General features: G+C 53.0%; 17 protein-coding genes. 12 read left to right on the forward strand and 5 right to left on the reverse strand.

Annotated features, from left to right (window positions below):
* Nucleotides 1–65 precede the first annotated feature (65 nt).
* The 4 genes from NST26_RS08145 (at nt 66) to NST26_RS08160 (ending at nt 6,859) form a co-directional block, all read left to right on the forward strand.
* A complete protein-coding gene (locus NST26_RS08145; protein ID WP_340954966.1) occupies nt 66–2,264 on the forward strand; it encodes a methyl-accepting chemotaxis protein in 2,199 nt (732 codons plus the stop codon).
* 234 nt (nt 2,265–2,498) lie between these two features.
* Nucleotides 2,499–4,397, forward strand: coding sequence for a cache domain-containing sensor histidine kinase (locus NST26_RS08150; RefSeq protein WP_340978990.1), 1,899 nt, complete (start codon nt 2,499–2,501; stop codon nt 4,395–4,397).
* A gap of 2 nt (nt 4,398–4,399) precedes the next feature.
* Nucleotides 4,400–5,710 (forward strand): ABC transporter substrate-binding protein, encoded by a 1,311-nt coding sequence (locus NST26_RS08155; RefSeq protein ID WP_340978991.1) that lies wholly within the window; start codon nt 4,400–4,402, stop codon nt 5,708–5,710.
* 48 nt (nt 5,711–5,758) lie between these two features.
* Entirely contained in the window at nt 5,759–6,859 is a 1,101-nt protein-coding gene (locus tag NST26_RS08160) for a LacI family DNA-binding transcriptional regulator (RefSeq protein ID WP_340978992.1), read from the forward strand.
* 100 nt (nt 6,860–6,959) lie between these two features.
* Here NST26_RS08160 and NST26_RS08165 read toward each other — a convergent pair whose 3' ends face one another.
* Together NST26_RS08165 and NST26_RS08170 are read right to left on the reverse strand one after the other, a co-directional pair.
* Nucleotides 6,960–8,135 (reverse strand): glycoside hydrolase family 130 protein, encoded by a 1,176-nt coding sequence (locus tag NST26_RS08165; RefSeq protein ID WP_340978993.1) that lies wholly within the window; start codon nt 8,133–8,135, stop codon nt 6,960–6,962.
* Nucleotides 8,135–9,364, reverse strand: coding sequence for an AGE family epimerase/isomerase (locus NST26_RS08170; RefSeq protein WP_340978994.1), 1,230 nt, complete (start codon nt 9,362–9,364; stop codon nt 8,135–8,137). Before NST26_RS08170 ends, NST26_RS08165 begins: the two co-directional genes overlap by 1 nt.
* A gap of 256 nt (nt 9,365–9,620) precedes the next feature.
* Here NST26_RS08170 and NST26_RS08175 point away from each other — a divergent pair, with 256 nt between their 5' ends.
* The 7 genes from NST26_RS08175 (at nt 9,621) to NST26_RS08205 (ending at nt 19,532) form a co-directional block, all read left to right on the forward strand.
* Complete coding sequence (locus NST26_RS08175; protein WP_340978995.1) at nt 9,621–10,385, forward strand: response regulator; 765 nt, start codon at nt 9,621–9,623, stop codon at nt 10,383–10,385.
* A 309-nt stretch (nt 10,386–10,694) separates the two neighbouring features.
* On the forward strand, nt 10,695–12,071 hold the full coding sequence (locus NST26_RS08180) for an ABC transporter substrate-binding protein (RefSeq protein ID WP_340980817.1): 1,377 nt from the start codon (nt 10,695–10,697) through the stop codon (nt 12,069–12,071).
* 106 nt (nt 12,072–12,177) lie between these two features.
* Nucleotides 12,178–13,059 carry a carbohydrate ABC transporter permease gene (locus NST26_RS08185; protein ID WP_340978996.1) on the forward strand — a complete coding sequence of 294 codons (882 nt, stop codon included), beginning with the start codon at nt 12,178–12,180 and terminating at the stop codon, nt 13,057–13,059.
* 4 nt (nt 13,060–13,063) lie between these two features.
* Entirely contained in the window at nt 13,064–13,897 is an 834-nt protein-coding gene (locus tag NST26_RS08190) for a carbohydrate ABC transporter permease (RefSeq protein ID WP_340954953.1), read from the forward strand.
* Between the two features lie 67 nt (nt 13,898–13,964).
* Nucleotides 13,965–14,990, forward strand: a complete 1,026-nt coding sequence (locus NST26_RS08195) for a glycoside hydrolase family 130 protein (RefSeq protein ID WP_340954952.1) — start codon at nt 13,965–13,967, stop codon at nt 14,988–14,990.
* Nucleotides 14,991–15,119: 129 nt separating this feature from the next.
* Complete coding sequence (locus NST26_RS08200) at nt 15,120–17,189, forward strand: methyl-accepting chemotaxis protein (protein WP_340978997.1); 2,070 nt, start codon at nt 15,120–15,122, stop codon at nt 17,187–17,189.
* A gap of 525 nt (nt 17,190–17,714) precedes the next feature.
* The gene (locus NST26_RS08205; RefSeq protein WP_340954949.1) at nt 17,715–19,532 is read left to right on the forward strand and encodes a peptidoglycan D,D-transpeptidase FtsI family protein; all 1,818 of its coding nucleotides are present in this window, start codon (nt 17,715–17,717) and stop codon (nt 19,530–19,532) included.
* On the opposite strand, the gene NST26_RS08210 is transcribed toward NST26_RS08205, so the two are convergent.
* A complete protein-coding gene (locus tag NST26_RS08210; RefSeq protein ID WP_340954947.1) occupies nt 19,481–20,722 on the reverse strand; it encodes an AI-2E family transporter in 1,242 nt (413 codons plus the stop codon). The genes NST26_RS08205 and NST26_RS08210 overlap by 52 nt on opposite strands.
* A gap of 223 nt (nt 20,723–20,945) precedes the next feature.
* On the opposite strand from NST26_RS08210, the gene NST26_RS08215 reads away from it, so the two are divergent.
* A complete protein-coding gene (locus NST26_RS08215) occupies nt 20,946–22,316 on the forward strand; it encodes a polysaccharide deacetylase family protein (protein ID WP_036722582.1) in 1,371 nt (456 codons plus the stop codon).
* A 210-nt stretch (nt 22,317–22,526) separates the two neighbouring features.
* Here NST26_RS08215 and ilvD read toward each other — a convergent pair whose 3' ends face one another.
* The gene (gene ilvD / locus NST26_RS08220) at nt 22,527–24,212 is read right to left on the reverse strand and encodes a dihydroxy-acid dehydratase (protein ID WP_036722581.1); all 1,686 of its coding nucleotides are present in this window, start codon (nt 24,210–24,212) and stop codon (nt 22,527–22,529) included.
* Between the two features lie 259 nt (nt 24,213–24,471).
* The gene (locus NST26_RS08225; RefSeq protein ID WP_340954945.1) at nt 24,472–25,512 is read right to left on the reverse strand and encodes an acyltransferase family protein; all 1,041 of its coding nucleotides are present in this window, start codon (nt 25,510–25,512) and stop codon (nt 24,472–24,474) included.
* Nucleotides 25,513–25,595 lie beyond the last annotated feature (83 nt).

The raw sequence follows: 25,595 nt of genomic DNA on the forward strand, positions 1-25,595 counted from the left end.
TGATGGTTATGGGAGCTCCCAATCCGGACAACAAGACAGATAAAACGAAGGAGAGTAGGGTAAAAGTGGCGAAAAACAGTAAAAAGCCAAAGAGCACACAAAAGGCTAAGGCCCAGAAGACAGAAGCATCACAGATAACAAGCAACACGGCAGAGAAGAGAAATTACAAGACAGTATTGAACGGCTCGCTACGCCAGGTGAAAAGGGTGAACCCGACCAAATCCGTAGGGGTGAAGCTGTTCCTGATCTTCTTATCTTCTATCGTGGTGGTGGTCCTGTTCTTAGGACTTCTGTCTTACAACAAAGCGAAGAATACAATTAAAGATAATGTGTCTGAAGCGAACCGGCAGACGATTATTCAGACCTCAGAGAAGCTGGACATTACCTTGAAGCAGTATGAGAGTCTCGCACTTCAGTTATATTTTGATACACAGATGCAGGCGAATCTGACAGAGCTGTCTTCGGCGAAGAGCAGCTATGATAAGTTCGTGGCTACGGATGCGATCAGCAAGAAGCTGTCCAGCCAGACTACAACAGATGCCAATATCGTCGCCATATCACTTATTCCGGAGGACCCTGAGATGGGGATCGTCTCCAGCGGAAGCACCGGTCTCGCAGGTGATGATGTGAGAGCACAGGAATGGTACAAGACCGTGGTCAAGAATTCAAGCTCTTATGAGCCTTATTATACGGCAGAAGCCAAATCCGCCCAGAACTACTGGTTCCCTACAGCCGTTGAAGGCAGCGGCGGCAAGAATCTGGCCATGGTCAGAACGCTTAAGAATCTGGGCTCCAATGCCTCATATGTAGTCATGCTGGAGCTGAAGAGCACCCTCCTGGAAGAAGCCTTCAAGAGCGTAGAGCTTGGCGATGGCTCGCGGATTCAACTCGTTGCCCCGGATGGAACGGTAGTAGCTTCCTCGCAGCCTGAAGAGGACGGCAAAGCCACCGTACTGAATTTCATCAAGGACAGCAAGGTGAACAATGAAAGCACGGAAGCGAAGGATGAGAACGGCCAGGATATCCTTGCTGTATACAACCCGATGCAGAAGGCAGACTGGAAGCTTGCCGGTGTAGTTCCTACCGGAGAACTGGTTCAAGCTGCCACGCCGATTCTGTTTACCACCTTCCTTGCTGCCGGAGCGGCAGCTCTGCTTGCTATGGTTGTCGGCTTCTGGATGGTCCAGATGATCGCCAAGCCGCTGGCACGCTTGAAGGACCTGATGCTGGAGGGAGCCGAAGGCAACCTGAGTGTCCGCACGCAGTATGTCTCGAAGGATGAGATCGGCCAGCTGTCGGCCTCCTTCAATATGATGATGGGTAAGATTACGGAGCTGGTAGCCCAGACTACAGATACAGCCCGCGAAGTCCTTGAGACTGCGGGTGAGCTGGGGGATGCCTCGCGCAAGACGGCGATCTCCGCCAAGGAGATTGCTGCGGCCACGGAAGAGATTGCCGGTGGTGCCGGAAGTCTGGCCCAGGAAGCCGAGCGCGGCAATGAGCTGACTGACCTGATTGCTACGCAGATGCAGAGTGTTATTGCAGCCAACTCTGAGATGGATCAGGCAGCCCGTGGAGTTGGGGAAGCCAGCGGACAGGGTGCTGTACAGCTGGAAGAGCTGCTTGATCAGACCGGACGCACAGGTGAAATGACCTCTGCTCTGGTGGATAGAGTCAATAACCTCAAGGAAACGGTATATTCCGTAATCAAGGTGCTGGATGTGATGAAGAATATTACCCAGCAGACGAACATTCTGTCTCTGAATGCAACGATTGAAGCAGCGAGAGCAGGCGAAGCCGGCCGTGGCTTCATGGTAGTCGCAGGGGAGGTCCGGCAGCTTGCCGACCAATCCAAGCAATCCATTGCTCTGGTCGCCGGAATTACAGATAAGATCGTAGCTGAGATGGATGAGACGGTTGCTGTCCTGTCTGAAGTGGCTCCGCTGTTCAAGCAGCAGATGGTGTCCGTGAAGAGTACCAGTGAGATCTTCGTGTCCGTGAAGGGTCAGATGGAAGACTTCATTATGAGTCTGGAGTCTGTAACAGGGGCCATCGACAGTCTGAACCATTCACAGGGTGTGCTGTCCGATGCTATGGGGAATGTGAGTGCGGTAGCGCAGCAATCCTCGGCAACCTCTGAAGAGGTTGCATCCCTCAGCAGTGAGCAGCAGAATGTCAGTGACCATCTGGTAGCCTTGTCGAACAAGCTGCAAGGGGCTTCCACCCAGCTGGAGAGCAAGCTGTCGCTGTTTACGATCAAATAAACATCAGAACCGTTCCGGATCTGAAGCAGGGGCGTCACGCAAGCCGATATTTGGCTGCGTGACGCCCTTTTCAACAGATAAGAATTTATATGTTTTGGGGTTTTGGCATAGTTGGCCTTGCAGGGTTATAGGTCCTTGTACATCCTTAAGCGAATGCGTATAATGGTTTTGTTAGGGTTTTGTTATTGTTGTTTGCTGGATTAGTTATGTAATTTGAACCTGGGAGAAGGCCGAATGAGAGCAGCACGCAATCACAACTGGTGGTCTTATATCGAGGACATGTCCATGGAGCGCAAGCTGTTCCTGGTATTTCTGGTCATTATTACGCTCCCGCTGTCCTTCATCAGTGTGATCAGCTTCAAGAGCTATTCCGAATCCATACAGGCGAATACGATCGCCTATTCCGAGAAGCTGATTGATCAAATGATGGATTCCATCGATGATTACATAGAAGATATGAAACGGATTTCTTCCATGCCCGCTTACGTCAATGAGATTAAGCAGAACCTGATCCGCTCGAACCGCTATTATGAGCAAAAGCAGATGATGGAAGGCAAGCAGGACACGGCTCAGGTGGCTCCCGGTGATTTGGATCTCCTGCTGTCCATTCAGCGCGGCATCGAAGAGAATATATCATTTATTAACAATATTAAGCGGGGAACCAATTCGGTCTATATTTTTGATGCCTACGGGAATGGTTATTATTCTGCCAAGGATGGAGGAGTCCGGCTGGATCTTCAGCAGAGCTACAGGTTCTGGAGCGAGCAGGTAAAGGGCTCCGGCGGAGAAGCGACCCTGTTGGGAACACAGGCATATACAAGCAATTTGCAGAGTACCCGATATGCCTTTACGGTGGTGCGTCCCATTCTGGACGGGCTATGGAAGCCAGCCGGCCTTATCGCAGTGGAGGCTAACTTCAGTAATCTGGAGAATCAGGTGGCAGAGCTGGACAAGGTGACCCGGGGGAAATCTATCCTTGTGGATCAAGCGGGCAAAGTCATCTATGACAGTGAGCAGAAGCTGCTGACTGCGGATATTTCCCGGTCCTCCTTATTCCGTGCTGCGGAAGGGAGCTCCGGGAGCTTTTATGACACCGTATCCGGCAAAGACCGGCTTAATATTTATTCAAGCTCAACCAAGACGAATTGGAAGGTGATTATTTCCATACCGGTGGACGAATTGACCCGTGGAGTGAAGCTGACCCGCAATGCAACTATAGGCGCTACTCTAATCATCATTGTGCTGGCCCTGATCATCTCGCTCATTCTGTCGTTTGCCCTGACCAAGCCGCTAACCCAGATGATCCAGCTTATGAAAAAGGTACAGAACGGCGACCTTGATGTGACCTTCCGCATTAAACGCCGTGACGAGATTGGTCTCCTGGGGCATCAATTCAACCGGATGCTGGCCCGTATTCGTCAATTGATTCAGGATATTTACCAGATTGAGGAACAGAAGAAGGAGGCGGAGCTCCAGGCGCTTCAGAGCCAGATCAATCCGCATTTTATCTATAACACGCTTGAAACCATCCGGATGACCGCAGAGATTAATGATGATGTGGAAGCCGCTGACATGATCTCCATTCTGGGGAAGCTGCTCCGCTACAGCACCAGTGACTTGACCGGTTGGGCAACGATGAAGCAGGAGCTGCTGTATGTGCGTAACTACGTGGAGCTGCTGGGCAGCCGGTATCCTGGCAGATTTGAGCTGACGATTGATGTTCCAGAGGCGCTTGACAGCTATTCCATGATTAAGCTGGTGTTTCAGCCGATTATTGAGAATGCTGCTTATCACGGGCTGGATGATACCAAGTCCCGGATGCAGCTGAGCATCAAGTGTGAGTATACAGAGCAGAAGCTTCTGTTCCATATCCGTGATAACGGCTGCGGAATGGATCAGGTTACACTAGATAAGCTAAGGGAGCGGCTCCGGCACGAGCTCCCCCCGAAGAAGAGCATTAATGGAGGGATTGGCATGGCCAATGTACACCAGCGCCTTCAGCTTCATTACGGTCCGGCCTATGGGATTGAGGTGTTCAGCAAGCCGGGCGAGGGGACGGATGTAATCTTGTCATTACCGCTGCCGGGGCTTGCCGCCGGGAATGGAAGGGAAGATCCTTTTAAGGGGGAATGAGCTTGAGATGGAGGATTGTACGCTTTCCGGTGTATGCTGTACTGCTGCTAATGCTGCTTCTGCTGGCAAGCGGCTGTAGCAGCTGGAGCAGTAGAGGGCCGGCATCGGTCCCGGCGGCTTCTGCCGGAGAGGAAGCGGCTTCCGGGCTGTCCGGGACCATTGTGATGCTGACGAACCGGATTGACCTGATTGAGAATGGGACCTTCAGGGACTACGCGGATGATTTCAGGAAGCGGTATCCTGAGGCGCATGTGGAATTCGAGGGGCTGTCTAACTATGCCACGGATATCCTGGTCCGCTTGTCCACCAAGGATACAGGGGATGTGCTGTTGCTGCCGGTCAATCTGCCTGCGAAGGAGCTGGAGCTTTTCTTCGAGCCTTTGAGCGGGGAGCTGGCGGCGCAGGAGCGATTCACGACCTTTGCAACCTTTGGCGGCAAGCGATACGGTCTGTCTACAGGTACGACTACGAGCGGAATCGTCTACAACAAAAAGGCTTTTGAGCAGGCGGGAATTGAGCAGGTACCGCAGACGCTGGATGAGTTCTACGCGGCCTGTGCCAAGCTGAAGCAGGCGGGCATTATCCCGCTGTATATGAATTACGGGGCAGTCTGGCCGCTGCGGGAGTGGGGCAATAACCTGGTTAATTATATGACGGGTAACCCTGATTATTTGAATGATATGGTCCATGAGGACAGCCCTTGGCAGATCGGTAACGAATGGGGGCAGGCTCTGGGAATTGCCAGGACGATGCTGGCCAAGGGCTATGTCGAGGAACAGCTATTCTCCAACAGCTGGGAGATCTCCAAAGCCAGGCTGGCCAAAGGAGAAGCGGGCATGTATCTCCAGGGGAACTGGACCATCCGGCAGATTATGGATGCAGGTGCTTCACTGGAGGATATCGGCTTCTTTCCTTTTCCCTATGATAATCACCAGGTCCACTATGCTGCGCTGAATCCCGACTGGTTCATGGGGGTTAGCAGGTACAGCCGCAATAAAGAGCTTGCGATGGCTTGGCTGGAGTATTTCATTACAGAAACGTCGTATGCGAAAGATTGGGGATTTCTTCCGGCGAAGGGTTCGGACGAACCCGCTTTACAGCAATACAGCGAGTTCCTCTCCTATCACCCAAAGCTGGTTGAGGCTACGGTGCAGACGGATGCTTTCATTGATCTGGCGAACCGGACGAAGCTGAGCTTCTGGTCGGGCGATTATATTCAGGATGTGCTCGCGGCACCGGATCTGCAGAAGTCCTTTGACCAGTTGAATGCGAAATGGAAGGAAGCGCGCATGAGTCAGCAGTCTGTCCCGTAACCGCTGGGGTCTGCGCAGTAAGCAAGATCAAATTCTGGAGGTAGTGTTGTGGCCAAAAAAGTAACGATGCAAAAAATAGCCGATCATCTTGGGGTCTCCAAGTTCGTCGTATCCAAATCGCTCTCCGGCAAGGAGGGGGTCAATGAGACCACCCGTGAGCGGGTGATTCAAGCCGCCTCTCAGCTTGGATATTTCACCCAAAAAAACGCCTATGTGCAAAGTCCCAAGCGTCGTTCTCTGTCTGGAGAGCAAGACCGCAATAAGCAGTCCGTGCTGGTGCTGATGCCCAATATCCGCTCTCAGACCCAGGATTCACTATATTGGGGCAAAATCGTAGATGGCATTGCGCTGGCGCTGGATCAGGAGGGGCTGGGCATGGTGATCATCTCAGAGCACCGGGCCGATAATTTCGTAAATGTCCTTAATCCGGACGGCCTGCTCGGTCTGATCGGAGTTGGGCAGATCTCCACCTCACTGCTGCTAGAAGTGCATCGGATCGGGCTTCCGCTGGTCATGATCGACCATGAGGATGCTTTAATTCCGTGTGATACGGTATTTGCGAATAACATCGATTCGATGACCCGGCTCGTCAATCATCTGATTGGCACCGGACATACGTTATTTCACTTTGTCGGCAGTATCCGTTACTCCCGCAGCTTCCGTGACCGCTGGATCGGGTTCCGCAGCGCGCTGGAGGAGAGTCAGCTGAAGCCCCCGGCTATCGATGATGAGCTGCTGCTGGAAGGGATGTATGACGAAGCGCTCCGTGAAGAATTCAGACGCTGGGTCGCCGCACGACAAGAGTCGGATACCTTGCCTACTGCGCTCGTATGCGCGAACGACTTCACCGCTCTTGCTGTTAGCGAAGTGTTGCGGGAAGCCGGGCTTGCTATTCCCGCTGATATTTCGGTTACAGGCTTTGACAATATCGAGGATTCCCTGCGGGGGGTTACTCCGCTTACAACCGTGCATGTTCCTAAGGAGGCTATGGGCCGGGCAGCTGTAGAGAAGCTGCTGAACCGTATCCAGAATCCCGCTGTGCCGCTGGAGAAAATTCTGATCTCCGCAGATATCGTCCACCGGGACTCTGTGGGAAATCCCCGGGCTAGAAGCAGCAAAATAACCCCACAAAGTGGAGCTTTAGCTTAAATATAAGAATTTATATGTTGCACACGATAACTTATCCTTCTATTTCTCGCTAAAACGGTACCGTCCTCTAAAAGGACGGTACCGTTTCCGCTTGTTTGCGTTATTTCAATTGCAGGTTCCGTTCGATCAAAGCGATACGCTGCTGTACGCAAGCGTAGGAACGAAGCGGATCTTCAGGAGTATTCACGACATAATCCAGCAGTTGATCTATGGTAGTGGTGGCTACATGGATGCGGGTATCGGAGGAAGCGTAATAGATGAAGACCTCGCCGTTATCACGGGCGATTATACCGTTGCAGAAGACAACGTTAGATACGTCACCGACGCGTTCTTCGCCGTCCGGAGCAATGAAATGCCCGCCTGGGGCATGAGTTACGCGGTTAGGCTCTGCAAGATCAGACAAGAAGGCATACAGCACATAGCGCAGTCCGGCAGCGGTGCCCCGGACACCATGGGCGATGTGCAGCCAGCCGAGTGGAGTTCTGACCGGGGCCGGGCCTTGACCGTTCTTCACTTCTTTGATGGTATGGTAGTAGCGCTGGTCTATAATCGTCTCACGGGTGATAACGGCGTTCTCAATCTCCTCCGCTAAGCCCCAGCCGATGCCGCCGCCGGAACCGGCGTCGATGAACCCGTCCTGCGGGCGCGTGTAGAAGGCATACTTGCCGTCAACGAACTCTGGATGCAGGACCACGTTGCGCTGCTGGGCGGAGCCGGTCTTGAGATCGGCGAGACGCTCCCAGGTCTTGAGATCCTTGGTGCGGGCAATGCCGCATTGGGCAACCGCGCTGGACAAATCGCCAGGAGGAGCGTCCGGGTCCTTGCGTTCCGTACAGAACAGGCCGTAAATCCATCCGTCTTCATGCTTCACCAGGCGCATATCGTAGACGTTAATATCCGGGTCTGCGGTCTCGGGAAGCACTACCGGGTGATCCCAGAAGCGGAAGCCGTCCACCCCGCTGCTGCTCTCGGCAACAGCGAAGAAGGATTTGCGGTCATGGCCTTCCACACGGGCAATGATGTAGAATTTGCCGTTCAGCTCAATGGCGCCGGGATTGAATACGCCGTTCACTCCGATTCTCTCTGCGAAATAAGGGTTGCTCTCTTCATTGAAGTCGTAACGCCAGATCAGGGGGGCGTGCTCCGCAGTGAGCAGGGGATACTTGTAGCGGTCATAAATACCGTTGCCGTAAGGCAGCTTCTCATTGGTGCGGCCGATGAGAGCTTCATAGCGCTGCGTCAACGCCTGCTTCCGTTGTTCAAAGATTGTGCTCATTAAATAATCTCCTCTACATGTAATGGTTCGCCAAGCCGTCTAATCATCTCGAAGCAGGCCCGGCTGTTATGATAGGGACATTTCCAGGCGCTCACCTTGGGAGTATGAGCCAGCGGCTGCAGGGATTCATCTACACCCCAGTGCCATTCGCCCAGCTTATGATCAATAATATATTTCTCTGTGAAGCTCCATGAGTTCTCAGCGGCTTCCAGGAACCGCGAATCTCCGGTTAACTGATACGCATTGTAGAATCCGACCATGGCTTCAGCCTGCGGCCACCAGTCCCTGGACTCATGGGCTTTATCGATGAAGCCGCTACGATCGGCCTCATTCCAGATTCCGCCATCCACTTCAATCCCCTCTGCCAGCGCAGCTTCGGCCATCGACAGGGATGCCTTGCGCACACGCCCAAGCAGCTCCTCGTCCCCGAGAGTCTCCGCAGCTTCATAGAGCAGCCAGCTTCCTTCTATGTCGTGGCCGAAGGAGATAAGCTCTGACTTCACCCGCCACTCTTCATCCATGAACAGATGGAAGTGCTTGCCGTCCGAATCCAGAATATGCTCCAGCATGGTTTCGATCAGCTCAGCTAGCTTGTTACGAAGAAGGTCTGACTTCCACACCCGGTACAAGCCGGTGTACCCTTCCAGTACATGCAGATGCGTATTCATGGATTTCTTCTCATTCATATCCTTCGAACTGAGGCTTAGGGAGTCGGTCATCTCCCACTCCCGTGACAAGGCTTCGATATACCCTGTGTGAAGAGGGTCATAACCGTACTTCTCAATCAAATGGAACAATTGGGTTGCTTGGCGCAGGACGTCTTTCCGGCCGGTGGCATGATGGTACTCAGCCAAGGCATAGATGACAAAAGCGAGTCCGTAGATTTGCTTCTTAGGCTGGGAAGCAGCGCCGTGCTCATCCACCATCCAGAAGAATCCGCCAAATTCGGGATCTGTGAAATACTGAATGAGATAATCATAGGCGCGTTCCGCCATAGTCAAATATTCTGCCGTTCCATAGATTCTGTAAGCACTTGCAAATGTCCAGAGAATCCGTGCATTCAGTACAAGGCTTTTGTCTGCACCGGGTATCACCTGCAGCTGGTTGTTCATCTCACCGATAAAGCCGCCATGAGTTTCGTCGATGGTCTGCTTCATCCAGAAGCCGAGAATGTTGTCTAACAGCTCAGCTTCCAGCCGGGTGCGCCACACTTCGGTTGCATTGTTCATCCTGTTCTGTTCACTCCTTAATATTGCTTGCTGGTATGGGAGTTGTCTTTTTTATAATTGTTATTATTATGTTAGTGTATAATAATAACTATATATAACCATGTTATAACCCTTTTCGGGCTGGAATTCAAGCGGGAAATGGATGAAGTAAATTGAAGACTATAAAAGTGGATATGGACACATTTTCTATTGGATCTGTAAAGTTTATAATTATTGATAACGCTATCATAGCGGATCAAATGACGGGGGCGATAAGGTGGTAATCCGGATCATGATTGCGGATGATGAGGAAGTGATCCGCCGCGGGCTTGAGAAGATTGCTTCCAGAATGGATGTGGAAGTCAGGGTAATCGGCTCATACGGCAACGGGCTTGAGGCCTGGAACCATCTGCAGGAGCTAAGCCTGGAAGAGATCGATCTTCTTATTACAGATATCAAGATGCCAAGAATGGATGGATTCAAGCTGATTGAAGAGGCGAGAGCGCATCTCAAGCAGTTGCCAATAGCTGTACTGAGCGGCTTCAGTGAATTCGACTACGCCCGTAAGGCGATGCGCTTCGGTGTGCTTGATTATCTGCTGAAGCCCATTGATAAGGCCCAATTATATGATCTGCTCAAAAGCGTAGAAGCGACTAAGCAGACGCCTGCGGCTGCTCTCCCGGATGAAGTGCTGCATCAGCCTTCTGAAGGCGGGGAGCATTATGTGGTAGAGCAGATGAAGAGTATTCTTCAACTGGAATACGGGCTTAATTTCGAGCTTGAGCGGCTGGCTGAGGCCGTGGGAATGAATGCGAGTTATATCAGCAGGCTGTTCAGGCATAAGACAGGGCAGACCATTACGGACTACCTGATCGGCATCCGCACTGTGGAGGCCAAGAAGATGCTGCTCCATCATCCGGACCTGAAGAATTATGAGATTGCTGACAAAGTCGGCTACAGTGATCCGGTCTATTTCAATAAGCTGTTCAAAAAGATGTGCGGCATGACGCCCAAGGAGTATAAAGGCCGGTACAGATCATGATATGCGTCTCTTAGAATGATACGAACACATTTGCACTGCCCTTCACCTCCCCAGAGGTGATTGAGCAGTGTTTTTCTTTATTGTATTTTTTATATAACAAAAATAACAAATTTAAGACTAGAAAAAGCAATTGAAACCATCGTTTTGAGGGGTTATACGGTCTATAATTGCGATGTAAGCGATAACAACAGCGAATCCAAGGTGAAGACAAGATGATTTAAGTTCTGTTTATTGGAATAACGGATCGTATTGTTATTTTTTTGTTATTAATCTATTTCGTTCTAAATGAAGAGAGGGGTCAGAAATATGATGAAAAAAACCAAAGCAGTTACCGGGTTGGCAGCGCTGACACTGATGGCCGGGCTGTTCTCCGGCTGTGCATCTGACAACAATAACGCCACTAATGCGGCAGCAACCAATGCAGGCAGCAACACAGGTACCACTGCGGAGGCAACAGCCGCTCCAGAGGGAGGTGCCGCCAAGGATCTCAAGGGTGATATTACGGTGATTACGCAGCGGACGGATATCGTGGATACCGTGTTCAAAGACTACGCCGCCAAGTTCAACGAGAAATATCCGAATATCAAAGTGAATTTCGAAGCCTTATCCAACTATGAGGATCAGATCAAAATCCGCATGAGCACCAGTGATTACGGGGATGTTCTGCTGCTGCCAACCAGCGTAGCGATTAAGGATCTGCCGGACTTCTTCGAGCCGCTGGGTAAAAAGTCTGACCTGGAGCAGCAATATACAGGCCTGGAAGAGCGGACAGTAGACGGGATTTCCTACGGCATTCCGATTACGGTTAATTTCTCCGGCGTGATCTACAACAAGCAGGTCTTCAAGGATGCCGGAGTGACCGAGGTTCCAAGAACCTTTGACCAGTTCTCCGCCGCACTGAAGAGCATCAAGGAGAAGACGGATGCCGTCCCTCTCTACACGAACTATGCTGCGGGCTGGACGCTGACCCAGTGGGAAGCGGATCTGGCTACCGTTGCCGGAGACCGTGAATATGTCAACATCGGCCAGGTGGCCTCCGACGATAACTTCGTTCCAGGCCAGCCGCACTACGAGCTGTACAAGGTAATGTACGATGCGGCCAAAGACGGTCTGATTGAAGAGGACCCTACTACAACAGACTGGGAATCCTCCAAGGCAGATCTGGCGAACGGTAAAATCGGTACCATGATGCTTGGCTCCTGGGCGATCGGTCAGATCAAAGGGCTCGCTGCCAGCCCGGATGATATAGGCTTCATGCCATTCCCTACCAACGCCGACAAGATCCTGGTGCCTCTGTCTGACGACTATAATCTGGGGGTTAGCATTCACAGTAAAAACAAAGAGGCCGCCAGAGCCTGGGTAGACTGGTTCATCAATGAATCCGGTTATCCGACAGTGGAAGGCGGGGGCATGAGTCCGGTAGAAGGAGCCGAATTGCCTGAAATTCTCAAGCAATTTGCAGAAACTGACATTACCTTTGACACGCTTGCTCCAGCCAAAGCCGGTGAAGAGGGCTGGGTGGATGCCATTGATAAAGAAGCTGAAATCGGTCTCTGGCAGCCTGACTTCAAGAAAGTAATCATCGAGGCGGCGATTGGCAACCGCAAGCAATCCTATGATGACATTATGAAAGAACTGAATGATAAATGGAAAGCAGCCAGAGCCAAAATTGTGACTGCCAAGTAAATTAAAGAACAAAAGAAAGGGGAGATGCCGTAACGGCATAGTCCCCTTCACTTTTGCAGGGATGGAAGCGGACTTAAGAGCAGTAAGTTTTCTGGAGGTGTGGAGAGTGCCCAAATTGTCTAACATGAGCTATAAAAATCAACGGATTTTGATCATCTTTTTATTTTCGCTAGTACCCGTAGTTCTGCTGCTGACGTTCTCCTATTTACCTGTGTTTAAAATGTTTCAGTACAGCTTTACCAGCTGGAACGGGCTAAGCAAAAATATGGAGTATATCGGCTTTGACAACTACAAGACGATCTTTACCAAGCCGGAGTACTTCGCCGTATTCAAGGTCAGCTTGTATTACTTTTTTGCCACCTTTGTCCAGATGGGGCTGGCGCTTTATTTTGCCACGATTCTGAGCTTCAATGTCCGGATGAAGAACTGGTTCAAGGGGATTCTGTTCTTTCCGACCTTGCTGAACGGTGTGGCGATCGGGTTCATCTTCCTGTTCTTCTTCAAGCCGGCAGGCACTCTTAATACCATTCTTGATCTGCTTGGACTCGGGGCGCTGCAACAGAAATGGCTGCTGAATCCGCAGCTCATTAACATCTCTCTCGCTTTTGCCTCGGTATGGAGGTATATGGGGATGAACTTTATTATCTTCCTTGGCGCAATTTCCTCGATCGGCAGCGATATCTATGAAGCCTCGGAGATAGACGGCGCTAACCGCTGGCATCAGTTCCGGCATATTATCATCCCAAGCATCAAGCGTATCCTCCAGCTCAATCTGATCCTCGCGGTCAGCGGGGCGATCGGTGTGTTTGAGATTCCGTACGTGATGACCGGCGGCTCCAACGGCAGCGGCACTTTTGTCATCCAGACCGTCGATGTGGCCTTCAAATACAGCAAGCTGGGGCTGGCTTCTGCAATGGCTGTGGTACTGCTTGGTATTGTGGTGCTTGTCACGATCTTGCAGCGCATTCTGATCAAGGAGGAGAAATAGAGCGATGCACACCTTCAAATATAACGTGGCGGCCTTCTTCAAATATCTCTCCCTGGTGCTGGGTGCGCTGATGGCGCTGATCCCGATTGTCGTTGTTTTCTTCGCCTCCTTAAAGACCAATGCCGAATACGCTTCAACCGGTCCGCTGACCCTGCCCGAGAACTGGCTGAATTTCACCAATTACACCAAAGCCTTCGTAGACGGGAACATGCTGCTCGGCTTCATGAACACGATCATTATCGTCCTTATTTCCATTGCGGGCGCTACGCTTACCGGCTCGATGATGGCTTATATTCTGGCCCGCTTCAAATTCAGAGGCAGTAAGGCGCTGATGGGGGCTTTTCTGCTGGCTACGCTGATTCCCGGAGTAACTACACAAGTAGCAACTTTTCAGATTATCAATGCTCTGGATTTGTTCAATACCCGCTGGGCGCCGATTCTGATGTATCTGGGGACCGATATTATCGCTGTCTATATCTTCATGCAGTTCCTGGACTCGATCTCTGAATCGCTGGATGAATCCGCAATGCTGGATGGTGCCTCCTACTGGACGATCTACTGGAGAATCATTCTTCCGCTGCTGAGTCCGGCCATTGTGACGGTGATCATCGTGAAGGGTGTTAATATCTACAATGACTTCTATACCCCGTTCCTGTATATGCCAAAAAGCAGCCTGCAGGTCGTTTCTACCGCACTGTTCAAATTCAAAGGACCCTACGGCTCCCAGTGGGAGGTTATCTGCGCCGCGATTATGATCGCCATCATTCCGACGCTGATCGCGTTCGTAGCGCTGCAAAGATACATTTATAACGGCTTCGCCCAAGGGTCGGTCAAATAAAGCGGCAAGCCGGGGAGCAACACACCACCGCAGCGGCTGCTGCAACTATCATTGGAGGGATTCTATTATGAGAGAAGTTAAACTGACGGCCAGCCAAAGTCTGCCGAATATGCCTTGGCAGGACAGACCTGCCGGGAATGACAATCCGGTCTGGAGACATAGCGATAATCCGGTGATCAAGCGCAATCCGGCGAAGGGGGTCGCCCGTATTTTCAACAGCGCGGTGATCGCTTACGAGGGCAGCTTCCTGGGAGTCTTCCGTGTGGAGGATCACACGACCCGCCCCCATCTGCGGATGGGCCGCAGCGCGGACGGCTTGGACTGGATTATTGATGAGCAGCCGATCCAATTCAAGGACGAGGCAGGCCATCCGTATATGCCGCGTTACGCATATGATCCCCGTCTGGTGAAGGTGGAGGATACGTATTACATCATCTGGTGCACGGATTTCTACGGGGCAGCGATCGGCGTTGCCAAGACACAGGACTTCAAGCACTTCGTCAGTCTGGAGAATCCGTTCCTGCCGTTCAACCGTAACGGTGTACTGTTCCCGAAGAAAATAGGCGGCAATTTCGTCATGCTCTCCCGTCCAAGCGACAGCGGACATACGCCGTTCGGCGATGTCTTCCTCAGTGAGAGCCCGGACTTCGTGTATTGGGGCAAGCACCGGCATGTTATGACCAAGGGCGGACAAGGCTGGTGGCAGAGCACCAAGATCGGCGGCGGACCTGCGCCCATTGAGACCTCGGAAGGCTGGCTGATGTTCTATCACGGGGTTACCGGGACCTGCAACGGTCTCGTCTACAGCATGGGCGCTGTGATTCTGGATGCAGATGAGCCTTCGAGAGTGAAATACCGCTCCCGGAACTTCGTGCTGACCCCGGAAGAATGGTATGAGGAACGAGGCTTCGTCAACAATGTACTCTTCCCTTGTGCTGCGCTCAGCGATGCGGATACCGGCCGGATTGCCATCTATTACGGGGCTGCGGACACCTATGTCGGCGTTGCCTACACCACTGTCCAGGAAATCGTCAATTACGTTATCGAGACTCATGAAGAGGTTGGCGATGATGCCGGTCCTGGCAGAATGTAAGCCGGAATCCTCTGCCCGCCATTGACGTAATTTGCTGCATACAACAAAATCACAGCCACCAAGGAGCTGATGGTATATCATGAATAGGGTCATGAATACCAAGAATACATAGAATCTGGCGGTGGTTTTTTGAGCAGGTCAACAGTTCGGAGTACCTCTATTCTTTCTCGGCTGCATCCCTCCAAGTCGCTGGGGATGCGGCTCTTTCTGGTTTTTTTCATCGCGACCATGGGAATTGTGCTGTCTCTGGGTTATATTTCTTACGCTGTGGCCAGACATACGATTGAGAACAATGCATTGTCTGCTAATCAGCAGACTGTGGAGCAGACGGCTGAGAAGCTGGATGTCGTCCTGCTGCGCTATGAAGATAATCTGGGTCAGCTGTTCTACAATGAGGATATTCAGCAGGCGGTCGCACTGGCAGGCCCTGCTGCCGCAGATTCTGCGAAGCGTACAGAGCTGTCCACGACGATTAACGGGGAGCTCGATCAATGGCTCTCGGCTGTACCCGGCGTGCAGGCAGTGTATCTGGTTCCGCTGGATGAAGCGTTGCCCGCAGCCGGAGCTGGTGAAGTGGATAATGATTTCCTAGCGGCTATCCGTGATGCAGCATGGTACAAGCAGCTGCAGGAGAAGCCGCAGAGCCGGTGGATTACCGAAGCGTTGAAGCAGGGAGAGGCTGAAGGAGTGGTGCGTTTCGCTAAGTCTGTGGCGGCGGAAGCGGGTCACACCGGTTATCTGGCGGTCTGCGATATTAAGAGTACAGAGCTTGACAGCCAGCTGAAAATGGTTGATCTGGGTCAGGGTTCCTATATCCAGTTGCTGACTGCCACAGATGAGCTTATTGCCTCTTCCCAGCAAGAGGAGACGGACACCTATCTGCGCCTGGGGGGAACCCTGTTCAAGGGATTAAGCGACACCTCCGGCTCCCTGCCGACCAAGGATGAGAAGGGCAAATCCATTCTTGCGGTCTACGGTACGCTGCATACCTCCGGCTGGAGACTGCTCGGTGTGGTGCCTTCCGGCAATCTGACCAAGGATGCGGGACGGATCCTTAACACAACCTACATAGCGGTGGCCGCCGCTGCTGCCGTTGCCGTACTGATAGGACTCTGGATGGTACGGATGGTCTCACGTCCGCTCTCACGTCTGCGGGATCTGATGGTCAAGGGGGCAGATGGGGATCTGCGCGTACGCACCGATGTCGTCACCCGTGATGAGATAGGCCAGCTGTCCGGCTCCTTCAACCTGATGATGGAGCAGATTACAGAGCTGGTCGTCCACACCAATGAGACCGCGCGTGAGGTTACGGAAGCAGCGGAAGCCCTTGGCAATGCCTCGCGGGACACAGCGGTGGCAGCGAAGGATATTGCCGCAGCCACGGAAGAGATTGCCGGCGGTGCCGGCAGCCTCTCACTGGAGGCGGACCGGGGTAATGAGATGACGGCTCAGATCTCGGAGAAGATGGAAGCTGTCATTGCAGTAGCCCATGAGATTGGCGGAACTGCGCATAGCGTGGAGCAAGCCAGTGCGGAAGGGGTAGTCAAGCTGCAGGAGCTGCTGGGCAGAACGCAAGAGACTGGCGACAGGACAGGCAAGCTGGTCCTTAAGGTGAATGAGCTTAAGGATACCGCCTCATCGGTCATTCAGGTGCTGGAGGTCATGCAGAGCATCACCCAACAGACCAATATCCTGTCGCTGAACGCCACTATTGAAGCGGCGCGGGCAGGCGAAGCGGGCAAAGGCTTCACGGTTGTCGCCGATGAAATCCGCCAGCTGGCGGAGCAGTCCAAGCGTTCGATTGCCGTGGTGGGCGAGATCACGGACCGGATCATGCGGGATATGCATGAGACGGTAGACGCCTTGTCCGAGGTTGCGCCGCTGTTCGGGGAGCAGATGGACTATGTTCAGAACACCAGTGAGATCTTCATTAGTGTACAGGGGCAGATGCATCAGCTGATTACCAGGCTGGATTCGGTATCTACTTCGATTGACGGCCTGAACCACTCGCAGCAGGTCCTGTCAGAGACGATAGGTAATGTCAGCTCATTCGCCGAAGAATCCTCGGCCGCCTCTGAAGAGGTAGCCTCCCTTACCGGAGAACAGGAGAATGTAAGCGAATATCTGGTTACCCTCTCCAGTAAGCTGGAGAATGCCTCCTCCAGACTGCGGGAGCGATTATCCAAGTTCAATGTATGAGCCTAACTTCTTCAGACCGCTTTCCTTTATGGGAAGCGGTTATTTTGCTTTTAGAGCTGGGTATACTAGTACAGCATCAGATTTAAAATGGAGGACTCGGTGTAACGAACGAGGGAGCTCATATTCTGGAAGGAAGCCACCTTTAGCAAGTAAAGAACCCCATGGATTAAACTAAATATTCAGTTTGTAACGAACCATGAGAGATAAGTGTATTCGGTGCAACTAAAAACAGTTAAAAGGAAGGCCTGCCTCTCCTAACTGTATTCCATACAACTAAATTTGCCCGAATGGGCGAAAATCCAGGTATAGAGGCATTTTAATTGCACGAAATACAACTAAACAGAGATTCGGCGGCATATCCGGCGATTTAGTTGTACAGATTGCAATTAAGCCTCCCCCTTGGAACCTAATCGGGGCGCTGCTAACCCTCAGCAAGCAATTAGTTAAAGTGATTCTCACACTTTTAAATCTGATGAGCTGCTAGTAGCCAAGGTTTTTCAGTCCACTGGATGGAGGAATAGCAATTTGCACAAGCTGATTCATACACGCATATTTTGGGGATGCCTGATCCTGTGTATGCTGCTGGCGGGCCTGATGATCAGGCTGGCCTGGGTACAGCTGCTGCTGAAGGATAGTGTAGTAAGCGGTACCCGTTACACAGTAGCTCAGATGGCAGAGCTGCAAAGTGAACGGGAGACGGTGCTGGACAGCGGAAGAGGACGGCTGTATGACAAACACGGAAGGGCGCTGGCTGGAGAGACGGTCTGGACCGCTGCACTGTTCCCGCCGGAGGAAGAGCTTCAACGGCATCATGGTGCAGGTGAATATAACGATGACCAGCAGCTTCACCGTCTGGCGGAGATTCTTGGCGTCAGCTACAGCCAGCTGCAGGCAAGACGGCTGGGGCTGAAGGAGCCGTTGCTCTGGCCTTCCGGCCAAGGCACGGGGCCGCTGGCCCTGACCCTGCCGCAGGCCAGAGAAGTGGAGGCGCTTGCGATTGAAGGTGTCCGGGCGCTGCCTTTTGCCCGCAGATATAACGGTTCTGCATCCGGCCGACAGTGGCTCGGCTATCTGTCTGAAGCTTCAGGCGAAGCTGTCACTCAATCCCCTACAGGACTGAGAATTCCAAGAACCGGCACAGACGGGCTGGAGAAGACGCTGGAGCCGCTGCTGCAGGGCGTGGGGCACACGGAGGCCGTTGCCCAGGTTGATGCGCGCGGCAAACGGGTTCCGGGAAGCCCGATCACAGTCAAGGCGCCGGGCAACCCCTATTATCCGCTGTCACTATATACCACAATTGATCTGAAGCTTCAGGAGAGCATTGAGCAGCTGGCGGCGGAAGCCGGGGTGAAGGAAGGGGCGATTGTGGTAATGGACAGCCGGAGCGGTGATATCGCAGCGATGGTCTCCTTGCCGTTCTACAATCCGCAGCAGGTCTCACCGCAAGGGGGAGAATGGAACAACCGTGCTCTTCAAGCGGCCGCTCCGGGCTCCATCTTCAAAATTGTTACGGCCGCTGCCGCACTTGAAGCCGGGCTCACCACACCGGAGGAGCCTTTCTTCTGTGCAGGAGCATATGGGAAATACGGATTGTCATGTCCCCACGGCAAAGGACACGGCGCCCTTACGCTTAAGCAAGGGTTCGCCGTGTCCTGTAATACTGTATTTGCTACGCTGGCCGAGCGGCTGAGCGGTCTGAAGCTTCAAGCTACCGCCCTTGCCCTTGGACTGGGCCGGAGCATCGGGTGGCAGGCGGAGAATACGCTCGGTCTGCCGCTGCTCCGGCCGCTGGCCGGAGAGCAGCCGGGAACCATCTTCACCACGCTCCTGCCGGATGACGGCGGGGCGAGAGTCCAGACGGCGATCGGCCAGCGCGATGTGCGAATCACTCCGCTGCAGGCGGCGAATCTGGTCGTCACACTGCTGCATGGCGGTGAGGTGAGAGCGCCGCGGATTCTACAGCGGGTTGCTTTTGCCAATGGACAGACGCTTAAGGAGCTTCCGGGACATCTGGCGCCAGCGCCGGAGGGGCGGATCGCTCCGGCCACTGCCCGTGTGCTGCTGGGCATGATGCGCAGTGTAGTCACAGAGGGCACAGGCCGGATGCTGAAGCCTGCAGCTTGGCCGCTCGCCGGCAAATCAGGCACGGCCCAGACGCTGGTGCATGGCACGCCGCGCAACAATCAATGGTTCATCGGCTATGGTCCGGTTGACCATCCGAAATATGCGGTGTCTGTGGCGATAGAGAATGTGGCTCCAGACAGTCCGCAGGCCGCCACCCGCCTGTTCGGTCAGGTGTTCGAGCTGTTGTCGGGGCTGGAAGGCGGATCAACCGGGGTCTGAGGGCCTGGACCGGCAGGCTGCTCATTAGACTCGGCATTCCCGGCAGGACTGCTGCTTACGGGAGCGCCTGCCGTAGAGGTTCCCGAGGCCGCGAAGGGCGAGACGACGAACTCCTCCTGCGGCAGATAGATCCACTGCTGGAGATATCCCTGCTGGAGCAGCTCCTTGAGGAGAATCAGCAGAATCGGCGACAGAATGAGTCCTGCTATCCCGAACAGGGAGGAGGACAGAATCACGAAGGAGAGCATCAGGAAGGCAGAGGAGACACCGATCGAATTCCCTGTGATTTTGGGCTCCAACAGCTGTCTAACCACCATTACTACAGCCAGCAGAACGATGAGCCCGATAGCAAGCGAAGTATTTCCAACAATGAACAGATAGATGATCCAAGGGATCAGCACCGCAGGTACCCCGAGCAGCGGCAGCAGATCGACCACGGCGCAGACCAGCGCGATGGTGAGTACATTGCCCGTCCGAAGAATCAGCAGGCCAGCAAGAATAATGACGAAGGTGATGCTGATCAGGATCATCTGTGCTTTGATATAAGAACCGATAGCCTTGAATACATTTCCCTGCAGGAAGGCGTAGGCCGTCTTGAACGTTTTCGGCAGCTTCTCGTGGGCAATTCGGCGCCAGTCCTTAATCTCCATGCTGAGGAAAAAGGCGAGAATGATCGCAATCCCGAAATTAGCCATAAAGGAAGAGAAAGAGCCAAGCACTCCGACCATATATTTGAAGAAGGCGACCATCCACTTCGAGAGAATATTGGTGGCATCTGTGAAATAACCGTTCAGCTTATCTGTCACATCGGATGGAAGTGAATCGATTTTGTGCTGAAGATAGGTCGTAGTCTCTGCGAAATGCTGCTGGACCACATATGTATATTTGGGCAGATTATTCTGGAGGTGAATCGCCTGGGTCGTAATCAGCAGTCCGGCACCGAACAGGACGCCCAGCAGGATGACCAGGAAGAGTACCACGGAGATCGCGGAGGCGAAGGGCTTGGCCATTCCCTTGCGGTTCAGGAAGCGGGCCAGCGGCTCAATCAGCAGAAATACAAAAAAGGACAGGAACACCGGCGCAGCCAGCTGGTACAATTTACTGAAGCCGAGCATCACTAAATATACGGTTAGAACAAGCAGCCCAATGTCGAAAAAGGTGCGCCAATATTTTCTGTACAGCGGCAGCATAGATTTAAACGACCCCTTTGTGAAGATGAATTTGTAACCTGCACTTCAACTCATTGTACACGATTTTAATAAAAAACGTCTATTTCTTTGGCAGCTGTGTTAAACTAGGAGGTGATGTTTTTTAAAGCTGTCGCTTCTACTCACTCTACTTGGCCGTATCACATCTATCTCCTAACAGACGTAAGGCGAGCCAAAGTCAACTCTGGAAAAGCGGTGATTGTACATGCAGACTTTGCTGCTCTGGCTATTTTATATCTCAACCTTTTATGCTTTTATTCCCGGTATGATCAGCCGTTTATTTGGTTATCGTGTCTTCCGTAAAGGAATTGGGCGTACAGATTACGGCCTGACCTTTGATGACGGGCCAGACCCGCATTATACACCGTTGCTGCTCGATCTGCTTAAACGCTACGATGCGAAGGCGACCTTTTTTGTCGTTGGCTCGCACGCGGAGCAGCACCCCGAGATCATCAAGCGAATGCATGACGAAGGGCATTTGATCGGAATTCATAATTATGTGCACAAAACGAACTGGCTGATGCGTCCCGCCACGGTGAGGAAGCAGATTGACCGGACGGACGAGATCATCTTCTCCATTACCGGCGAGCGCAGCACGTATTACCGTCCTCCTTGGGGAATCGTGAACCTGTTCGACTTCTCCAAACGCCGTCAGGTGCAGATTGTGCTGTGGTCGGCGATGTTCGGCGACTGGAAGGAGAAGCTTGGAGCGGAGAAGCTGACCGAGAAGCTTATTGCGAAGCTCGGCCCGGGGGAGGTGCTGCTGCTGCATGACTGCGGTACGACGATCGGCGCTGATCCGAATGCACCGGAGCATATGCTGATTGCGCTGGAGCGGATGTTGGCCGAGGCCGAGCGGCGCGGACTGCACAGCGTCCGAATTGACGAGATGATCAAGGCGGTGCAGCGCTCCCCGATCACGCATTTGTCCTTCGGCAAGCGGCTGCTTGTCGGTTTATGGCTGGGCTGGGAGAAGCTCTTTCAACTGCTGTTCCAGATCAAGACAATCTCGCAGGAAGACCCGTTCCTGCATTACCGGCTGCGCAAGTACCAGGGCAGAACGGTCCACATGGATAATGGCGAGACCTTAAGCAAGGGCGACAAGGTGATCGAGCTGCATTTCGATAACAGGCAGCTATTCGAGCTGGGAGTTCATTCCCGTTCCACTGCCCAGCTTGCGATCCGCCTGATCCGCCGGATGGAGAAGGATCTGCCGGTGCTGGCCGAGCGGATTTGCGGTGATGTGGAGCTAGCTGAAGCCAAAGCGCTCTACGGAGTCAGCATGATCAACCGCGGGCCGGAGAAGTTCGGCTTCATCGTACTGGATCTGCCCAGCGGACTGTTCGCCAGCAGCACCAAGTTCTACCTTAGTATTCTCATGAGTGTGATTCATCCGTCAGGCGGCGCAAGACTTAAGGAACGCAGTGACCAACTGGTACCCAAGATGATACTGATGCCGGTATCGCAGCTTCTGGACCAGATGAACCGTCAGCTTCCGCACAAGCATGTGGAGCGGGTACACGAAGAGGAACGAACGCTTGAAGCTGAGCTTCCCGGAGCAACGGTAGTTCATTGACGACGAAGCATACGCAGTTTAACGCACTTATATTGATTACAATCTCCGCTGGCCTATTTTGGGCTGGCGGTTTTTTAGTTCCTGCACATGATGCAACATTCTTCTCCTCAAAGCTTCAATTCCTGCAGCAAAAAGAGCAGCACCAACCGAATTTGCGGTTGGTGCTGCTCATATCATCATAACATTTGCTTAAGGCTGCGGCTCTAACGATTAGATCTTCAGCACGCCGCCCTTGCTTGCATTGGTAACCAGCTTGGAGTAACGGGCCAGATAACCGGTCTTCACCTTCGGCTCGAATTCTTTCCAGCCCTGGCGGCGGACCGCCAGCACTTCCTCGTCAACCAGCAGCTCGATCTTGCGGTTGTTGAGGTCCAGCTCAATGATATCGCCATCCTCTACAAAAGCGATCGGTCCGCCCTCAGCCGCTTCCGGCGAGATATGGCCGATGCTGATCCCGCGGGAGGCACCGGAGAACCGTCCGTCCGTGATCAGGCCGACCTTGGCGCCCAGGCCCATACCGACGATCTGCGAAGTCGGCGCCAGCATTTCCGGCATGCCCGGTCCGCCCTTCGGACCTTCATAACGGATAACGACTACATGGCCTTCTTTGACCTTGCCGTTCGCGATACCTTCCAGTGCTTCTTCCTGAGAGTCGAAGCAGATGGCAGGTCCTTTGTGATAGCCGCCAACAGAAGCATCCACGGCACCCACCTTGATGATGGAGCCTTCAGGAGCCAGGTTGCCGTAGAGTACAGCCAGTCCGCCAACTTGGGAATAGGGGTTGTCGATGGTATGAATAACAGATGTATCCTGGATCTCATGGCCAGTTACATTCTCGGCCAGTGTCTTGCCGGTAACCGTCATGCAATCGCCGAAGATTGCGCCCGGCTTCTTCAGTAATTCGTTCAGCACGGCGCTTACGCCGCCCGCCCGGTCCACATCTTCGATGAAGATATCGGAGGCCGGAGCCAGCTTGGCCAGGTAAGGAACCCGGTTGGCTACTTCGTTGATGCGTTCCAGCGGATAATCGATTTCGGCTTCCTGAGCAAGTGCCAGGGTATGCAATACGGTGTTGGTCGAGCCGCCCATTGCCATATCCAGCGCGAAGGCATTGTCCAGCGATTCCTGGGTTACGATATCACGCGGCTTCAGGTCCAGCTTGATCAGCTCCATGAGCTGGGTTGCTGACTTGCGGACGAAGTCTCTGCGTTCTTCGGCTACGGCCAGGATGGTGCCGTTGCCCGGAAGCGCAAGGCCCATAGCTTCAGCCAGACAGTTCATGGAGTTGGCAGTGAACATGCCGGAGCATGATCCGCAGGTAGGACAGCCGTATTGTTCGAGTTCGAGCAGCTCAGCATCGTTGATCTTGCCGACCTGATGCGCGCCAACGCCTTCAAATACAGAAGTGAGGGAGAGCTTCTTGCCTTTGCTGTCTACGCCGGCCTTCATCGGCCCGCCGCTGACGAAGATTGTCGGGATGTTGACGCGCAGTGCGCCCATCATCATGCCCGGGGTGATTTTATCACAGTTGGGAATGCACACCATACCGTCGAACCAGTGCGCGGATACTACCGTTTCCAGAGAGTCGGCAATGATCTCGCGGCTTGGCAGCGAATAACGCATACCGATATGACCCATGGCAATCCCGTCGTCAACGCCGATCGTGTTGAATTCGAATGGAACCCCGCCGGCTTCACGGATGGCTTCCTTCACGATTTTGCCGAATTCCTGCAGATGCACATGACCCGGAACAATATCGATATAGGAATTGCAGACCGCGATGAACGGTTTGCCGAAATCCTCTTCTTTAACGCCTGCTGCCCGCAAAAGGCTGCGGTGAGGAGCGCGGTCGAAGCCTTTTTTGATCATATCTGATCGCATTTTCTTGTTTGCCATGATGACTTTTCCCCCTAACAATATTGGTAAAGCGAATATAGTGCCGCATTAACGCATTGCAATCCCGAAATATACGTACCCTGCGGTGATTGGTTACGAACGTTAATAGAGAGTCTATCACAAAAATCCTGTTTTTTCTACCGGGCAGTGTGAAGTTTGTCGGGGGGTCACGCATGTAAAGTCTGGGCTAATATACAGAAAGAAGCCTATTCCGTATAGGATAGACTTCGGCAAATTGATATAGAATGCCAGCTTCATTCTATAGAGAGCGCCGGATGGCGGCACGCTGCAGGGAGAGCATCCACTCTACGGACGGCTCCACGAGCGGGTTCAGCAGACGTCTGACCGCAGGCTGGGCGAGCAGCACTGTACATCCTACTGCACCGGCGAGCAGCAGCGCTGCTCCGGCCGGGTTGCCGATATAGGTATACAATCCGGAAATCACCGCCGTGCGAACCACAAAGCCATGCAGCAGAAAAACATAGAGGGTCCGGCGTCCCAGGCCGGTCATGCGGCTTAACCCGTAAGGCACCAGGCCCAGAAATGCCAGAGAAGCGATGAATTGCAGGCCATAGACCGCGAGCCGGAACAGACCCGCGTACCATTCATGGGCGCCAAGCTGCATATAAGTCATACTGCCGTATAGCCAGCCTATGGGGAGATTACTGCCAAGCAGGCCGATAGCAAGGAGCAGCAGGAGCGAAGCGGCGGCGGCGAAGCTTTTGACATACCGCTGATACAGCTTCACGAAAGCCCCGAAGGAGAAATGGTACCCGATCACAAAAAAAGGTAGATAGACAAAGGTGCGGCTGATGCTGAACCAGATCCCGTCCAGTTGCAGATAACCTACGGCCACCCCTGCGGTAACAGCGAAGGCCAGCTGGGCGCTGCGGGTCCAGCGGCTCATGCCCAGCATCAGCAGGCGCCAGCAGATGTGGCTGGCCAGGAACCAGAGCAGCAGATAAGGAGCGAAGAAGGAATGCTGTATATTATTTACATGAAACAGGGAGGCGTCAAGTAGGGAGTAAAGGCTCTGAAAAATAACATATTGCAAGGCAATCTGCAGCAGGACTTTGCGTCCTGGCGCTCCGTGTAAGCTTGAACGGGCGAAGTATCCGGTTACCAGCACAAACAGCGGCATATGAAAACTGAAGATCCATTGGTAAAGCGTGTGAAGTCCGCTCATTTCTTGAATCAGGGGTTCGATCGCATTGGCCACAAAGACAGTTACAATAAGCATGAAGCGCAGATTAAGAAAAAAGGTCTCTCCGCGCGTGTTAAGCGGGCTTTCCCCGGTCATGACGTAACCTCCAATGAAATTAGGGTTTGCGTAGGGTTCGATACTTTAATTTTAAAATACATGATTTCCGGACAATAAATTGT

The organism is Paenibacillus sp. FSL R7-0128 (assembly GCF_038002245.1).
Taxonomy (GTDB): domain Bacteria; phylum Bacillota; class Bacilli; order Paenibacillales; family Paenibacillaceae; genus Paenibacillus_AQ; species Paenibacillus_AQ silagei.

What these genes read in the sequence shown, in the direction of transcription:
- NST26_RS08150 (WP_340978990.1), top strand. Translation starts at nt 2,499, where the DNA reads ATGAGAGCAGCACGCAATCACAACTGGTGGTCTTATATCGAGGACATG.
- NST26_RS08165 (WP_340978993.1), bottom strand. Translation starts at nt 8,135, where the DNA reads ATGAGCACAATCTTTGAACAACGGAAGCAGGCGTTGACGCAGCGCTAT.
- NST26_RS08170 (WP_340978994.1), bottom strand. Translation starts at nt 9,364, where the DNA reads ATGAACAATGCAACCGAAGTGTGGCGCACCCGGCTGGAAGCTGAGCTG.
- NST26_RS08180 (WP_340980817.1), top strand. Translation starts at nt 10,695, where the DNA reads ATGAAAAAAACCAAAGCAGTTACCGGGTTGGCAGCGCTGACACTGATG.
- NST26_RS08190 (WP_340954953.1), top strand. Translation starts at nt 13,064, where the DNA reads ATGCACACCTTCAAATATAACGTGGCGGCCTTCTTCAAATATCTCTCC.
- NST26_RS08195 (WP_340954952.1), top strand. Translation starts at nt 13,965, where the DNA reads ATGAGAGAAGTTAAACTGACGGCCAGCCAAAGTCTGCCGAATATGCCT.
- NST26_RS08210 (WP_340954947.1), bottom strand. Translation starts at nt 20,722, where the DNA reads ATGCTGCCGCTGTACAGAAAATATTGGCGCACCTTTTTCGACATTGGG.
- NST26_RS08215 (WP_036722582.1), top strand. Translation starts at nt 20,946, where the DNA reads ATGCAGACTTTGCTGCTCTGGCTATTTTATATCTCAACCTTTTATGCT.
- ilvD (WP_036722581.1), bottom strand. Translation starts at nt 24,212, where the DNA reads ATGGCAAACAAGAAAATGCGATCAGATATGATCAAAAAAGGCTTCGAC.
- NST26_RS08225 (WP_340954945.1), bottom strand. Translation starts at nt 25,512, where the DNA reads ATGACCGGGGAAAGCCCGCTTAACACGCGCGGAGAGACCTTTTTTCTT.